10 protein-coding genes are annotated in these 16048 nt (G+C 41.3%); 6 read left to right on the top strand and 4 right to left on the bottom strand.

The genetic code is table 11. The features are described 5' to 3' along the window. Window positions 1–58: 58 nt before the first annotated feature. Genes drmB through KNO66_RS14030 form a run of 4 tightly spaced genes read right to left on the bottom strand, consistent with a single transcriptional unit; the run spans window position 59 to window position 8041 of the window. Window positions 59–1954, bottom strand: coding sequence for a DUF1998 domain-containing protein (gene drmB / locus KNO66_RS14045; RefSeq protein WP_214743060.1), 1896 nt, complete (start codon window positions 1952–1954; stop codon window positions 59–61). Continuing rightward, a complete protein-coding gene (locus KNO66_RS14040; RefSeq protein WP_214743059.1) occupies window positions 1951–5520 on the bottom strand; it encodes a helicase-related protein in 3570 nt (1189 codons plus the stop codon). The genes drmB and KNO66_RS14040 overlap by 4 nt, the downstream gene beginning before the upstream one ends. 18 nt (window positions 5521–5538) lie before the next feature. Further along, the gene (locus KNO66_RS14035) at window positions 5539–7056 is read right to left on the bottom strand and encodes a DrmE family protein (protein WP_214743058.1); all 1518 of its coding nucleotides are present in this window, start codon (window positions 7054–7056) and stop codon (window positions 5539–5541) included. 4 nt (window positions 7057–7060) lie between these two features. Then, the gene (locus KNO66_RS14030; protein WP_214743057.1) at window positions 7061–8041 is read right to left on the bottom strand and encodes a hypothetical protein; all 981 of its coding nucleotides are present in this window, start codon (window positions 8039–8041) and stop codon (window positions 7061–7063) included. A gap of 212 nt (window positions 8042–8253) precedes the next feature. Here KNO66_RS14030 and KNO66_RS14025 point away from each other — a divergent pair, with 212 nt between their 5' ends. The 6 genes from KNO66_RS14025 (at window position 8254) to KNO66_RS14000 (ending at window position 16015) form a co-directional block, all read left to right on the top strand. Then, window positions 8254–9690, top strand: a complete 1437-nt coding sequence (locus KNO66_RS14025) for a hypothetical protein (protein WP_214743056.1) — start codon at window positions 8254–8256, stop codon at window positions 9688–9690. Window positions 9691–10542: 852 nt separating this feature from the next. After that, window positions 10543–11610: a hypothetical protein gene (locus KNO66_RS14020; RefSeq protein ID WP_214743055.1), complete on the top strand. Its 1068-nt coding sequence runs from the start codon at window positions 10543–10545 to the stop codon at window positions 11608–11610. Between the two features lie 1369 nt (window positions 11611–12979). Beyond that, window positions 12980–13762 carry a ParA family protein gene (locus KNO66_RS14015; protein ID WP_214743054.1) on the top strand — a complete coding sequence of 261 codons (783 nt, stop codon included), beginning with the start codon at window positions 12980–12982 and terminating at the stop codon, window positions 13760–13762. Next, on the top strand, window positions 13759–14442 hold the full coding sequence (locus KNO66_RS14010; RefSeq protein ID WP_214743053.1) for a DUF3102 domain-containing protein: 684 nt from the start codon (window positions 13759–13761) through the stop codon (window positions 14440–14442). Before KNO66_RS14015 ends, KNO66_RS14010 begins: the two co-directional genes overlap by 4 nt. Further along, the gene (locus KNO66_RS14005; protein ID WP_214691631.1) at window positions 14439–15215 is read left to right on the top strand and encodes a ParA family protein; all 777 of its coding nucleotides are present in this window, start codon (window positions 14439–14441) and stop codon (window positions 15213–15215) included. Before KNO66_RS14010 ends, KNO66_RS14005 begins: the two co-directional genes overlap by 4 nt. Then, window positions 15212–16015 carry a hypothetical protein gene (locus tag KNO66_RS14000; RefSeq protein WP_214743052.1) on the top strand — a complete coding sequence of 268 codons (804 nt, stop codon included), beginning with the start codon at window positions 15212–15214 and terminating at the stop codon, window positions 16013–16015. Before KNO66_RS14005 ends, KNO66_RS14000 begins: the two co-directional genes overlap by 4 nt. Window positions 16016–16048 lie beyond the last annotated feature (33 nt).

The following is a 16048-nucleotide window of genomic DNA, read 5'->3' as shown; positions in this document are numbered from 1 at the left end:
TTATCGATAAGATAAAAATATCGATTCTAAGGGACTTACTCTCCTAGAAATCACTTTTTCATGAGAAATATCCTATTTTCGGGTCAATCAATAACAACCTATCCAACAATAGATTTCCCATTTCACAAGAGGTCTCTGGCAAGTAGCAACAGTTGTGACATGCCGCACCGTTCAACTGATTTATACCTTGGCCCGAACCCTTCCCGATTTCTGTACAGACCGGGTCAGAGCTGCACCAACTCGCCTTCTCTATGGCTTTTTCGATGATTGGGAAGAAGTGTTCCTCCCTTCCCATCCGTACCAATCCACCGAAGGTACCGTCCACGTCCCCAGATGACGTATAGATAAGCACGCCTACATGCTCGTCAGAAACGTACAGTCTCTCGCGTATAGAGGATGCATTGTACCCACATGTCAGGGCGAGTTCATCTATGACAAGATGTGACAGCGTGTGCAGCAATACTTTTCGTGGAAGCAGGGATTCAGGGTCGATTCTTGATTTTTGTCTTCTTAATCTAGATTTGAACTTCTCAAAATATCTTTTTACTTGAGGGTCTTTTTCCCATGCTTTAATCTTTTGCAAGGGGAGAGTAAAAAAGATTCCTTCCCCGTATACCTCATGAGCGGGCAACCAGTCGTTTTGAGGGGCATCGGGTTCGTTGAAAAGCAGTTTTTTCCCCTCCAACAAATTCTCTTGAGTCATCGTCTCTGTTCCGGTCGTCAGACGAGTGAACCCTGTGAGTACGATAGTTTCCTTGAGCTTCGTCACACGATTGATTAGATTGAACTTCCCCGAGAATCTATGATGATTCTGAGAATCGGCATGGTCCCATTCTTTTCGTATTTTCAAATGCTTGCTATCCATTTCTTTTACCAACTTATCGTACTCTGCATGCTTCAACCGTTCATTCGCATCGTCTGACTGCCCCTCATAACTGCCCAAATCGTTGCTTGAACCATTCTCGATATAAGCGATAGCTAGATTCCACATATCTCTATCGATGTCTTTGATATGTATTGGGGCCCCTATCATCGCATAGTGCAATTTATCTTCTGGAGTCGAATATCCTGACAGGTGCGTCGCAGTCACATGTTTTTTAGTCAGAAAATCTATGATTTCCTCTGCTTCTTTGACTTTTCCTGGAAGATATATCGCACTGATTGTGTTGGGATAATATACATTGAGCGAGTTTTTCAAGACGGCCACTGGAGACTGTGTACAACCGACGACATTTTGATCTGACCCGAACCAAGGTTTGAATCCCGGGCAGATGTATATCCCCTCCCCATTTTGATTCATTTTCTTGCTCAGTTCACTGACTGACTCCTCACCCTCCCCAATGACGCCTTTGCGAGTCGTTATCCCTTTCAATGATCGATTTTTGCCACAAGAACACCTTACCTCTAGAGAGTCTAGTGTCGCGCCGGGAGTACTGAGCAATCTAAGCATTCCCTCACACTTGGTATGTTCGTCTCTATGCGCCCATTCACGCCAGGGAAAATCAGAGATATGACCATGACTACAGACCATGACAAATGGTACTTGATTCATGTTGACTTCTTTTTCACATCCCCTACAATAATAACGGTTCGTCCGTTCCGACAAACCTTTCTTGTGCATGGTTCTGCAATTTGGGCAATAATGCCACTGGGGAAAACGCAAGAGCGGAATGAAAATGTCAGTGTTTTCTTGCTTCATCGCTGAAGAGACATTTTTCATCTTATAACCTGCCCTGTAGTCTGGGGGGGCCAATAATCTTTGTACCTTCAATAAGGTCTTTAATCTCGGCTCTTGCAGCTCATATTGATTGATATCGATCCGATTCCCTTGATCATTGATATACCATTTATCAAGAGCACCGACCATCGCAGTCTCACCTTCCGGACTGATGACCAAAGATCCGGGTCCGAATGTCGTCACCAACTGTCCTCTTCTTAATGGTAGGTCTTTCATTTCAAAAACTCCCATCCATCTACATCTTCATCATTCGAAGGTAGTTTGTTATAGAGCGAGGAGATCATCCCCCTGCATTCGGAATCGACGTTCCGTAGCGAGTTGATCATAGGGACAGATTCGCTCTCAATCGTACGAGAAACGACCATACCTGCCCGATACATATATGCGGTATCATCGCCCTTTACTTCCCAGGTTGAGAACGGGGTAAATAATAACTCTTTTATAATTTCGTTTAATTTATCTTTCAGAACAGGTACCTGTTCAGGGTCGACCATCTCAGCTCTTTCGATAATGCGCCGCAAAAAAGTTTGGATATTTCCCTGATGCTTCTTAATACTCTCCGAAGAAGGCGCTCTCCCTAAATCCTTGCTCAGCGCTTGTCTCAAATAACCTACCAACACTGCCGTCAATCCCTTTTCTAGGCTTGCATCTGAAAAGGGTGTCACACTCGTAGGCTCGACCTGTGCATATAGTTTTTCATGATACTCTCTGAAATGCTCGAAGTGGGATTTATCTCTCGACTTGGTATTCGAGTACAGTGTGAAGATGAGACCTGGCCTCTCCCACCATTTGCGTCCGACCCGACCACTCACTTGAATATATTGTGCTGTCATTTTGGGTTGTCCGACGATGGCCATGACAGATAGCCTATCGATATCCACCCCCACCTCGATGATATTCGAGGCCAGGCACATATCGATGGTCTGTTTCGTCTCCCTTTTCCTACCGGTCGATTTGACAGGCTCTTTGTAACCTGTTTTGAGGTCATCAATGGCCTTTGAGATCTCGTGACTCTGTTTCCTTGACGTCAGCTCCAGCACATTATTTAAATATCTCAATGACCCTTTCTTGCCTTTCCGTTTGGACATAGCATTCGAATACTGAGATATATCCATCTGTGTCAGGGTCAGCCCCCCTCCAAGCTCCCTCAACGTGTTATAGAAAGCCAGGAGTGTCCAATATGGGTCTCTTTCAAGAGGACCAATGTCTTTCACACTCTGAATAATGGATGAGAACGTCATGACCTGCGACATCATGATTCGCACAGTGGTCGTGTATACGCCGACATATTTTCGTCCTGGCATCGGTTTCCCGATGGCATCCAAGGCAGGGGTTGCAAAGAATGAATCTTCACTCTCTAATCCAGGACTAGGGAAAAGCCTTGCGACCGGCCTTCCGAAGAGTGCTTTCGTCTGTTCTTCATATTGTTTGATAGTCGCGGTGGCAGCAATGATTTTGGGCTTTACTACTCGTCCATCTATATATTTGAGACAAAGCTCTTCTATTAATACTTCAAATAGCCCTGTCAATGTGCCCAAGGGTCCTGAAATCAGGTGTAGCTCATCTTGTACAATCAGGGAGGGCGGGCTATAAATCCGTTCCCCGTTCCCATCCAATCCGAACAACGACCTTGCTTCAGGCTCCCAGACCAATTGAACGAATTTATCCACGGTTCCTATCAAGAAAGTTGGACGTTTTTTATATATGGTCTCATCGACGATATAGATAGGGAGACTCTCAGAAAATTCACAGTTCCTGTCCGGACAATACAATATCAAACTATTTTCTTCATTCTTGAAACCTTGGTATTGAGGATTCCCTTTATTCATCTTGTCATTGTAGTATCCCATCTTGGCTCCGCACCAAGGGCAATTGTTCACGATGAATTGATTGTCTTTCTTGTTTCTACCCTGAAGTTTGTTCAATTGCTTGATTGCATCTTTGTTTCTATTTGGCGTGGTCGCCGACCCTACCCAAATGCCTATAGAAAAAGGGATTTTACCCAGATCTTTCTCATGTCGTCTTCTGATATATTCCAATGCGCACATGAGTCTGGATGACCTTTGGAACTGGTCTGCCGTCAACAGACGTAAGGTATATCGCATGATGACGTCCACTCCAGCGTCATCAGGATTCTTAAGTCTTCTATATATCATCTGGAAAGCGGCCACTCCCAGATAGGCTTCCGTTTTTCCTCCGCCGGTTGGGAACCAGATGAGGTCGACTATATTTCTCGACTCGCCGGTCTCGTTCACGAACGAATCGAGAGACATGAGAATGAACGCGATTTGAAAAGCTCTCCAAGAGTTATCACTCTCAGCGAGTCTATGTAGACTGTTTTTTTCTACATCGATTTCCTCATCAAACACCAGGGAACTCTTGTCGATCACACCATCTCGTTTTTCTTTGCCGTTTCTCTGTTGTAGCAAGATTGCGAGGTTAGCCAACTGAAAAGCTTTAAGTGCCTGTGGTTCTTCTAGGATATCTAGTCCTTTCAGCATACGGTCGTGACTTTCAGTACACAGCTTTAGATGTTTTTTTGCAACAGGTTTCAAGTGTGCGGGTATCAGGTCTAGCTCTCTTTCTTTAGATATGATCCAATTCTGATATCCTTTGATTAGCGATTCTAATATTTTTTTAGGGTTTCTGTTTGCTGTGATCCCAGCCAGGTCCGCCATCAGTATCTTCAACTCAACCATTTTCCCATCGACCATGACTTGTATGTCTGGTGTCATGCTCATCGCTTGGTACTCTGGTAAGAATGTCGTTTTCAAAGAAGTGACACTCTCGACATTTTGGTCCCAATGAACCGAACACCCATGTCCAAAAGCATAGTTCCCATTCTTCCTGTACAGTAACTCCATCGATAATTCTTCAGACTCAAGCTCGATGTCGGGAATTTTTTTCGAGGTCAGGTCATATCTGCTCGGATAAGTTGAGAATCCGCGACCTTCCTTCACACAGACCTCCATCATTGCCTGGAACAATATCAGTTGTTCCTTCCTATGATACGTCTCGTTCGATTCATTTTGACCGATTGCTTTTTCGGACCTATTGGTCAAACTGATTGTGGTGATGTATTTTCCACCGACATCCCTTATGACGATTTGGATTTGCATTTTGAAACGGTTGACCTCTTGCGATGTGGCATCATACATGCGAACATCGCGTATCAAGGTCCCCTGCTTCAGAGCCGTTGCGATATCAACATCTTCCCCCCCTCGAAGTGAAGACCTTAGCCACAACGTGCTGTTTTTGTCCTTATCTTCCACCCTAATGTTTTGAGGGTCGTATGTCCCTCCGGTGACATTTACATGGATGGTCTCGACGTCCTTATCCAAACAAAAAGTGATTCCCATAGAAGAGGGCATGTAATCATTTTTCTGAGGAAGCAACTCCATTTCGCCCTCTTCCTCGGTGATTGATTCCTCGTCATCTGCATGAAAAGATACATCCTCTTCTTTACTGGTGGCGGCATCTTCCTCTTTTTCTTTATCTAGAAGTAACGTTTCTAGTGACTCCATTTCATTTTCAGAAATTCCTAGCGGAAACAACAATCCGCTCACATAACGTTGTGTTGGGGTTTGAAATTGTAGGATTTCCTCTTTGAGGCCTCCCTTTTTCCAATATAATGGAGCGTCCATCTTTGGAACGATTGCGTTCCCGATTGGATTGAACTCATGCCAATGCTCCATTATAGTCGAGGGCCCAATCATTTCTTCTCTTACACCGTCTATAATGGATTCTCTGTTCTTCAGTGATTGTTCAAGTTGAATTCCCATGGTATCCCCCTTATCCCTCTATATAAGTTTATACAGTTTCATAAGCTGGCTTGTTGCCACCTCTCTGACTTCATTATCGATGTATATGACCCTTTCTATGTTAAAGGTGACATCAGTGAACTCTTCAGACTCGAAGGTATGGAACCCCCTCTCCTTCACGATTTCTATCATCTCAGGGGAGATGGCGTCCATGATGCTCTTAGAAATCAATCTGCCAGCTTTTAGGTGTGCGCTTCGGATTTCCTTCGTCGCAATCAGAGTCTCCTCTATTTCTGCTTCGTCATATTTCAAAGCTGGCAATAGTTTCTCGATGGCCCTAGGTGCAATGGTCTCTTCTTTAATCCATGTCTTTATTATGATTGGATTGGCATAAGTGATTGAGTGTTTTGTTCGTAACAAGTAAGAAAACCGATCCACCCCATATTCTTTTATTGACTCTATGAGTCGCTCTTTCCATTTAAGCTGCAAGTCCCTGAACTCATCTCTTCTGTCTTTCAGGAAAAATTCATCCGCAACCTCACCTATTAGTTTGCTCTCGCTTTTGTTTCGAACTATGATGTAAGAGCCTTCATCTATACTTTCTACCTTGGTATCGTTCACTTCCCCTTCAGATGTCAGTGTTTTCATCTTCACATCCCTTGGAATAAAGATGAAATGGTTGTTCTCAAGATATACCACCATCGCTTCAATCAATTCCGGATCCTCATCCTGATTTTCCTTTTGAGCCTTCATTATAAAGCGATTTAGCAGTTCTGAAGGTTCCATAGTAGGTGGCATCAACAATGTTTTCTTCCTCATTGAAGGCTGTTCAATCTCAACATCTTCATACACCGTACTAATCGAACGATCCTCCCCAAACCTGTTGAGGGTTTCGCGTTTCACAAACGAATTGTCATAGAAGTCATAGGTGATGAAAGTAACCGATTCCGATTTGAACGTATTGGTCGCGTACATGCCACAATGATTTGGACTTCCTATGTAAATGACTTTATCGTAGTCTTCCGTGTCGACCCTGAAGCCGTTTTCAGTAAAGAAACTAACTGATGTTGTGAGTCTTAAATGACTTGCCACTCTGTATCGTTCTTCTTCAATCAACGATTTTTTGGTGACGACGGCCACACTCATATCCCTCATCTCGAATCTTTGGTCATTGATTGAATCAATAACCCTTTCGATGAGTGGATTCCCCTCTGTCTCCAAGACACTTTTCAAACTATTTCCGACCTTCTTCAGATGGGCATCAAATAGTGAAGGATAAGACTTATGGGCCAGGGACAGGGATGCGCGCAATTCGTCCTTATCTTCACTCCTCAAGATTTCATTGTAATCCAAAAGACCTGTCGTGATTTTATATAAGATTTTTCGAAAAAGAAACACCAAATCCGTTACATCTTCATGACCTTGATAATTGGCAACCACTTCGGATTTAAGTTCCCTGATACTCATCGCCAATCGTGTGACCGGATCAGAAGAAACCTCTTCCACCTTTATACTAATGTCTGTTTTTCTGTACAGTCTGTTAACTTCTGAAATCATACCGTCACCTCCACACTATCAATTCGATACCCCTAGGTAAGTCTACTCTTTTTTCATTCAGATAACGTCTCATGTGGTCGGTCATATATTCGTGGCCTCCATGGACCATCTCTCGTTCGACCTCGTTCAGTAACTCATCAATTCTGCTCTCGTTTTCGGTTCTGCTAAAAATAGTAATGGAAGGATTGCTTTTGAAATGATGCCTTTGTCTCAAGTAACTATCACATCCCCAATAAATAACTGGCACACTCTCCATCACTTTGAAATCAATGTCTCGTTTTTGAGAAGAAATCACCTTACCATTGGTAAAACTGTTCTCGTCATCAGTATATAAGAAGTCCTTCGGACTCCCGTATACATCGTCCGTATAAAAGAGATGTTCATTCATTTGATTGTGAACCTTTTTAAGATTTCCTATCATATAAAAGGCGTCTTCTGAATAAGAAGAGGAGTTGAGGAGATTTTCTAGGGGGTATATTTTCTTTAGAAGTCCGTTTCCTTTTATTCCGAGTGTCTTTTTGTCGCTCACTTTTCTTGAGCGCTTTACTATCCCCTCATCTCCGTTCGTCAATATTATGCGATCGGACCACTGCCTCTCTGGGATGCCAAACTTCATGCCCTCTATCAAAACATGTAACATCATCTCATTTTCAGTCACGGGACTAGTACCGACCTCAATGACGGACACATTCGTCGGTTTCCCATCTTTTAAGTAGATAATACGGTGCCCTTCTTGAAGGCTCAGAATTTTCTCTTTGACTGACTCTCTATCCTCATTCAGCTCAAAATTCCCATCAGCGATTCCGATGGCAATCAATAGCGGTATGTAATCATTGTTGGGAAGGGAGATCAACATACGGGTCGGCTTACCTTGTGAACGGGTATGTTCCTTTAAATATCTTCCAATCGAAAGAGAAAAGACGACCCAGTCAGGGAGTTTAACGATGCCTTCATTCAAATGTAGTTTCAGTTTGTTCTCAACCATGAAATTCATCCTAACTTTTTATCATTGCTATTTAATAAATTTTACCATATAAACTGAATTTAAATGATTGATTCCGAACAAATATCGTTAATGGAAAAGTGTGCGCCGGCGCACACTTTTCCATTAACGGTATTTGAAATAAAATTAATTTTTGATTTTGAATTTTTATCTCAAGGACCTGTGCTATATTTAGTTGAGAAGAGGTGATTAACATGGAGAACCACTCATCCTCCAACGGCCGCACCCAGCAACTCATTATCTCGCAAGCGGTCAATACGATCAAGCGACACGGTATGGAAGAAATCCTCCATAGCGTATCCATTTTCGACATCAATGAATTTGTCGCATCACTTTATCAAGCACACTACGCGCTTGAGAATATCGAAAGTGCCTATAAAAAGATTCGCTATTATTCCTTTATGAAATTAAAACGTCGGTGGGTCAAAACAGCCGTCCGGAATTACCAAGAGTCCCGAGGGTACAATAAAGAATTACGAGCCAAGCACGATATGATCTCAGCATATGTAAAAGTCGCAGGGCTCGAAGGACTGTACAAAGAGTTTCACGTGAAAACGATTGAAGACTATATGACTCTCTGCATCACCGAGATTGAGGACTGGGCAGAAGACCCAAACCAGTTAATCCATACTTATCCGTATTGGTCCCAAAAGACCCTCAACCAAAAAACAACGACGTTGAAAACAGATGTGCTCATGATATTAGGGGAAGTCGCCAAGGAAATCGATTCAACCAAGCGTGTTGCCCACCATTCACCGACACTTGCTGTTGATATCCCGTTTTTCGGGATGTCTGATCGCATCAAAAATAAAACCGAGCAACTTGATGAAAAACTCAATGACGCGTCACAGCTAAATCTTGAACTGCTAAATTATGACTCCGTCGTACCAAAATATAAAGAGGGCGTCCCACAGAATCTTTCCGTTCTAGTCAGTAAAGAGTTTATCCAAGAGTTAAATGGTAAAGTGCCTGACCTGGACGCGAAAGACTTCGAGGCCTTCACAGAGATCTTGTCTTACCGTGACATCTCGTTTCAGACGAGTCGTAAAATCATCTTCCCGCTCGTTCAATTGGTTGAAAAGCTCTATGCCAACAAGAGCGGCAAAAGTTATGATTTAACGACAAAGCGTCTCATGAAGCTCGGCTATTACCGAGTTGCAGGTCACAATGATGAAGGGGACTTCTTCGTCCGTGGACTCTTTTCTTCGGTCACAATCAAGAATGCGACAACACTCGCGGATAGCCAGGTCATCGTCACAGTAACCGAAGAGGTGTATGACGATCTACTCAAGCAGCAAATCGTCAGTATCTATGGCGAACAGATCGAACAGTTGAAAGGGAGTTTTGCGTATCACCTGGCCTTCGTTCTTCAAAAAGAACGTATTGCGTCGATTCAGACAGGGGAGCAAAGCCCGGTACGTCGACACTGGCGTCAATTCACTTATTCGATTCGTTTCAACAAATCTCGCAAGTCAGAGAACCTACGCGAGCTTGAGACAAACTTAGACCGTATTAAAGAACATGAATTCATTTTGAAAGACTGGCACCGTTCCGGCGACTACTATTTCTTCACCTTTTATCCACTCGAGTCATGGGAACTATTAAATCATACCGATACTTTGCTACTTTAAATAGAAATGAAAAGAAAGAGGCCTTCGATATAACGGGCTTCTTTCTTTTTGTACTTAATCTTCGTTATATGTTTCACATGGAACGTTTTTTAGTGAGCGATTATTCAATATAGGTGAACGCCAGTACTTAACTACAAGTTAGAGCCTCCCAAATTACAATTACGTGATGTGGCCAAATATTTTTTCGTAAATTAGTTGAATGAACTCCTCGTACTAAAATGACACTTTTGTTTTTATTTAGAGAGAAACATTCCTAGCAAATTGTCCGCTTTTGGTGAAACTGGTCGTACAAATACGTACTGGAACGACATTTTAATTGAATTTAGTCGCAAATCATTGTACCGAAACGACATACCACTTAATTTGGTCGCAATTCATCGTACCGAAACGACATTTGATTAGTTTTTGTCGCAATTTGTCGTACTGGAACGACACTTTTCAACTTTTTGATGAAAAATTAAAAAAAATTAAAGTGTCTGTCCCTTAAAAATGGTCGCAATTCATCGTACTGAAGCCGCATTTTTAATTGTTTTTGTCGTGAATCGTCGTACTGAAACGACATTCTTATTAAAATGGTCGCAAATCGTCGTACTGAATCAACATGTTGAATACTTTTTGTATGAAATTTCTACTCTGAATCACTCTAAAATGGCTTTATTAAGCAATCCCTCCTAATTTGGTCGCAAATCGTCGTACTGAAATGACACATTTTTATAGTTCTAGAATGGCTTAACATCAACGTTTTATCAAATTTGGTCGCAATTCATCGTACCAAACCCACACTTTGACACTATCTCGAAAGAACAAGATACTGAAACTAGCATATTTTAGGATAGAGGAGGTGTAAGGTACGTGGCTTACAGAAACCGTCACATTTTAGTTGCAAACAAATTACTCGTCGCGATGAGTGGATTGACTCGTTGGACGAAACGAGCTGATCACTATCGATATGAACAGCATCACTATAACATCCCTACATGCTTTACTTCTTTTAAATGGACAAAGTCACGGATTCGCCATGTCCTAACACTTCTTTCTTATGCAGATGATCAAGGTAAGATTGAATTTATAGAAGATAAAGAGCTTGCTTCTTTCGCTCATACGTCTGTCCGTTCCTTACATAACAACTTGAAAACATTTGAGAGCCATGGCTTGTTACGACTTGTCCGGCATTTCCCTGGAGTACTCTCGATTGAACTAACCGATTATCTTGAGAATTATCGTGACCTTTATGTTGACGGGGCCTCTGTCGTTTCGAAGACCGGGTACACGTCTATTTGGCATGATCTTCTTTCCGAACTTCTCACGCTTGATAACGTGAACGCTTTGCGTCTTGCGTTACGTGCACTCGTACAAGTTGAGAAAGATATCCATGTTCAATCACGTGACCAAGCCATCCTTACCTATGACGAGATTAAAGGCTTCTTGCCTAAATATTGTGGCCACAAACTTGCCATTCAAAAGATGATGGATCGTTTGAAGTTCCTTCAAGTGTCCCTTGTAGAAGGCAGCCGTCATTTCTTAAATGTGGTGAAGCAAAATCTCACGCTTAAAAAACGCGTTCAAGATATTACACGTCCAGTCCTCGTTGAATTGACATTAGACAAGTCTCAAGACAGTAAAGTGATCCGAGAAGAAGAGCGTTCAGATGCTCAAATTGCTTGGTTCGAGTTGCGTAAGCGCGTTGGTGAGTTCTTCGATTTCGATGCACTAAAAGTAAGCCGTGAATCTCTCTACTCAATGAGTGATACGTTCGGTGCATCAGCGTTCCGTGAAGTCTTGGCTGACTTGAAACAAGCGTTTCTTCACCATCGTGAAGACTTAATTCATTCAAGTGAGAATCAACTCTTCTTCAATGAGCCGATTCTTTATCTTCATCAACAACTAAAACATAAAGTGGAAAAATTGACGATCGCATGATGGTCTTTTTGGCATGCCTCATTTTGAAAAATTGTATGAAAACATCCCGAATCTATATCCATTGTTGATTCATTCGATCAAAAGGCATCGTATATGACCTGTGTTTCATCAGGTCATTTTTATATTTTGCGTTTTTGGAAAAAAATCAAATATGATTGATTTAATTTCAAATATATAGCGAATAAAATTGGCTGTTGAATATGATTTATCAAAAAAGAAATGAAAAAAAAATAGTCCCTTTGAATAAAAGAAACTATAGCTGACATATTTACAATCTTCTAAATCTCTCGAAAACGTTGGTGTCAAAAGGATTTTCGGACTTTCATTTTTCCTAATTCTTTTAATCTATCTTTAATTCTTATTCATTCTATTTAATCTTTTTTATTCATAAGAATATGGTTTTGTATTCTTCTCTTAATCGATTAGATCTGAGCGTTTGATTACATGTACATTCTCTAACGACTTAAATCATAGTAATCGTTCAAGAAACCGTCCATTCAATATCATGAAGATGTCACATCCCTGATGACTTAATCCTATATACCCCTCATACAATAAAGTATATATCATCTTCTAGGAGGTCTTTCCTATGAAACGAATTATTCGCTATGTAGTTGATTATGTATTCGCTGGTTTTGACAATATTAAAAGTATGGACATTGGACATATCGTGATGAGATTACAGATTTAGAACTTAAAAACGCAGGAGAAGATATTGAGAATCTCGTATTTACGGGTCAAATGTTAGATGAAATTTTTTGCAACTGAAATTTTCTATCAGTACATGACACAAATACTCGGTGCCCCTTGTGTCACAACCAATGCGATATTCGAACATTTACATAACGAAGATGACGGTGTCTATACACTAGGATCGCTCTCTGTTTCGCTGATGGAACCAACCTATCAATTTGACATGGAATGTATACATCATTAGAGCTACACGATTGTCTTCGCTTTTATTTGATTCATCTTATCTATCCATGTTTCCATGTTCGGTGTTTTTAACTTTAATTATGTATGGCCAGAAATTGTGTGTTCTTCTAGTATCCACATATCCTTATGAGGGCTTAGCTCAAGTTGCTATGTATTATTCATTCACTAATTTCAAATTCGAAGACTATAACCCAAGGTTGTAGTCTTTTTCTATTTCAAATAGTAAAACACTCTTGAGGTGAGAGTCGAAAGTATACATTTCGACGTCGAAATGTATACAAATCAGATGATAAATTTAAGAGTATAAAACACGTATACAAACTATTTTTAATTTGTATACAAATTATTTATTTGAATATGTCAGTTGTTCATTATTTTTAGTTGTTCCATAAAATAGAGTGTGGCATTATAAGAACTAGAAAGGGGAGAGGACATGAATATATTAACGTTTTACATTTCGAAAGGTGGATCTGGTAAAACTACCTGTTCCTTGAACATGGCCTATGCATTAGGAGAGTTAGGGGAACGTGTTCTTCTCATTGATTTAGATCCTCAGGGTTCTCTTAGCAAACTAATGTTAAAAGAATCCGATACGATCAAATACATGACCATGTTTGATGTACATACACGAAATTTAGATATTAAAGATATTTTGTTTGATGACGAAACGTATCATGTCAGTCTTCTTCCTTCAAATGAACGAAATGCAAGGTTGATCAATCTACTTTCTGAGCAAGATAAGCTCTTCCTATTAAAAGATATGATTGCACCGCTCGAAGATGAATTTGATTGGGTCATCTTAGATTCAGTTCCTTCGATCAACGAACTCTCAAAAGTTGTCTTGTCGACTGCCAATACGACCATTATTCCATTTATGCCGAAAAAGCTTGTCTTTGATCAGCTAGGAAGTACCATTCGAACCGTTCAAAAGGTGAAAAAGTTCTATAATCCTAATTTAGAGATTGCAGGGGTCTTGCCTGTGGCGATGGACCATACGTTAAAAGCCGATAAAGAATACTTCGAAGCAATGGAACAAATTGCGTTGACTGAATCATTGACTATTTTACCTGTCATCAAACGATCGACATTTATTGAAAAAGCAGCGGATAGCGGAAAAAGTGTCATTCAATACCGCTCCAGAGAATCAAAACAGTTATCTGAACCGTTTCGAGAGTTGGCACACATGATCCGAACAGCCAAAGGTGATTCTGTATGAAGGCCAGAAATCGTAACATTCATAAAATCAAACCGAGTGAGCAACACCCTTATCAGAGCGGTTTAACGAATATCAGTTCACTGGTTCAAAAGCTGCCAATTTCAAAGGAAGTTGAAGACCTCGTTCACGAAATCAATGAACTCGCCAAAGTACAAACCATTTCCGTATTTGAGATTGGCAAACGTCTAGTGATCGCCCGTTCTGAGATGCATGATAAAAAAGAGTGGGGGACGTTTTTAGAAGCGGTCTCCATGTCCGCTTCACTTGCCTCACGATATATAAAAGCCTATGAGACGCTGCATCCACTCGAGTCATCGCTAACAAGTCTACCAGCATCCAAAATTTTTGAACTGATGTATCTCGATAATGTCGATGAGGTCGTCGAGCAAGGCCTATATATTAATGGTGAAAGAAGACCGGTCAAAGAACTCACGGTCAAACAGATCCGTGATCTTCGAAAAGGGAACACCAATACACCCCTTAAAGTGAAACCTTTTCAGCAAGAGAAAAAGTCATCTTCGATCTTGTCCGCGCGTATTCCAAGTGATCTTTCGGAACAATTTCAACAGTATGCCCATGCACATAATCGTAGTGTCAGTGAGTTACTAGCTGAAATGATTGAACGAACTGTATCAGACAATATAATTGAAGCCACAGATGAACAAGGAGAACAGTCATGAAGAAAATCGCATTGTACAATCGTAAAGGTGGAGTTGGAAAATCAACGACGACCATCAATTTAGCTCATGCCTACGCACGGGATGGCTTACGTGTACTCGTGATTGATGCCGATGATCAGGCGTCTTCAACGAATGGATTAGGTCTGACGAACGACTACGAAGGAAAAGTGCTATTGGATTGTCTACTCGAAGACAACGATCCATTTTATACACCGATTGAACAAGTCATCGTCACTTGTGAATATGAGACTGGAACGATTTACTTAGTTCCGACAAGACGGTCTGCTTCACCGAGTGATTTAACGAGTCAAATTGGTTATGAGTATCGACTCAGTGAAGAGTTGGCCAAACTAGATGAACTATTTGATATTTGTTTAATTGATTGTCCTGGTTCGACGTCAGCGTTGAATCCTTATGCGCGCTGCGCTCTTGTCGCACAAGATCGAATTATCATGCCTGTACAAATGCAAAAGTTTTCGATGGATGCGGTATACTCGGCTCCTGAAGAGTTAGAGGAGATGAAGCGATTCCGAGAAGATATTCATATCGCAGCCTTTATCCCGACAATGGTCAGCGCACGCTCTAAAGGGGATACGACGACGGTAGAGGAACTTGAGGAACTCGGGAAAGAGGTCGGGATTCCTGTCCTTACAACAATCCCGTATGCTGTTAAGGTGCAAACTCTACAACGTGAATCTAGACCTGTGATCGATCATAAAAGTCCCGCAACGGATGCTTATTTACAACTTGCCCAGGAGGTACTTTCTTTATGAGTCGCCCTCGTAAAAAACATACGCCTAAAATTTCGACATTCAGTGCTAATTTACCGGTGAAACAAGGAACACAATCTAGTGAAGATCGTACCGATCAAGTGGAAGCGGTCAAAGAATTTTCTGCAACAACGACCATCACGAATCCGTATCAATCCTTACCAGCAACCGGGCTTTCTCGTATTATTACAAAAAAATTGCCCGAAGACATGGAGGGCATTGTTCAATACTATAATCATATTGATGCGATTCAGGCGACAAGTTTTGTCGAAAAGTGTCGTATTCTTGCGCATGCAAATAGCCTGTTCCGTGATCCGGAAACAAAAAAGGAATTTAAACAAGAAGAGGGAAATTGGAAAGACTTCTTAGCGAAGATTGGGATGTCTCATTCCCAAGTGAATCGCTTTGTTTCTTTTTGGAATACGTTTGGTCCGAATATTTTAGAAAAAACGATTGAACAAGATTTCAGTGCGACCAAGTTAGCGGAACTCTTATCATGGCCGGAAGACCCAAAGCTCGCATTACTTGAGAGTAAGAAATATTACACAGCAAATGGGGACAAAACAGTTTATGAAATGACACGTGAAGAATTACGTGAAGTGAAGCGTATGTTGATCGAGCGTCAAGAGCAGCGCGTCATTGAAGCTGATTCTCCCACTGTGAAACCTATGAAAGTCCATATTCGATTTTCAGATTTAATGGACCCACTGTATGTCGGATTAACACAAGCTGCTAAAAAAGAGCATGTGTCTGAAGATGAAATTATTCGTCGGGCTCTCAATGCCTATTTGAATACAAAATAAGCAAGACGTAGACCCGATATGTTGACGGGGCTT

This window comes from Exiguobacterium sp. s48 (assembly GCF_018617395.1).
In the GTDB taxonomy this organism is placed as follows: Bacteria; Bacillota; Bacilli; order Exiguobacteriales; family Exiguobacteriaceae; genus Exiguobacterium.
This window is presented reverse-complemented; position numbering and strand designations above follow the sequence as displayed.

Coding starts and splice junctions, on each gene's coding strand:
- drmB (WP_214743060.1), bottom strand. CDS start 1,954: ATGAAAGACCTACCATTAAGAAGAGGACAGTTGGTGACGACATTCGGA.
- KNO66_RS14040 (WP_214743059.1), bottom strand. CDS start 5,520: ATGGGAATTCAACTTGAACAATCACTGAAGAACAGAGAATCCATTATA.
- KNO66_RS14035 (WP_214743058.1), bottom strand. CDS start 7,056: ATGATTTCAGAAGTTAACAGACTGTACAGAAAAACAGACATTAGTATA.
- KNO66_RS14030 (WP_214743057.1), bottom strand. CDS start 8,041: ATGGTTGAGAACAAACTGAAACTACATTTGAATGAAGGCATCGTTAAA.
- KNO66_RS14025 (WP_214743056.1), top strand. CDS start 8,254: ATGGAGAACCACTCATCCTCCAACGGCCGCACCCAGCAACTCATTATC.
- KNO66_RS14015 (WP_214743054.1), top strand. CDS start 12,980: ATGAATATATTAACGTTTTACATTTCGAAAGGTGGATCTGGTAAAACT.
- KNO66_RS14010 (WP_214743053.1), top strand. CDS start 13,759: ATGAAGGCCAGAAATCGTAACATTCATAAAATCAAACCGAGTGAGCAA.
- KNO66_RS14005 (WP_214691631.1), top strand. CDS start 14,439: ATGAAGAAAATCGCATTGTACAATCGTAAAGGTGGAGTTGGAAAATCA.
- KNO66_RS14000 (WP_214743052.1), top strand. CDS start 15,212: ATGAGTCGCCCTCGTAAAAAACATACGCCTAAAATTTCGACATTCAGT.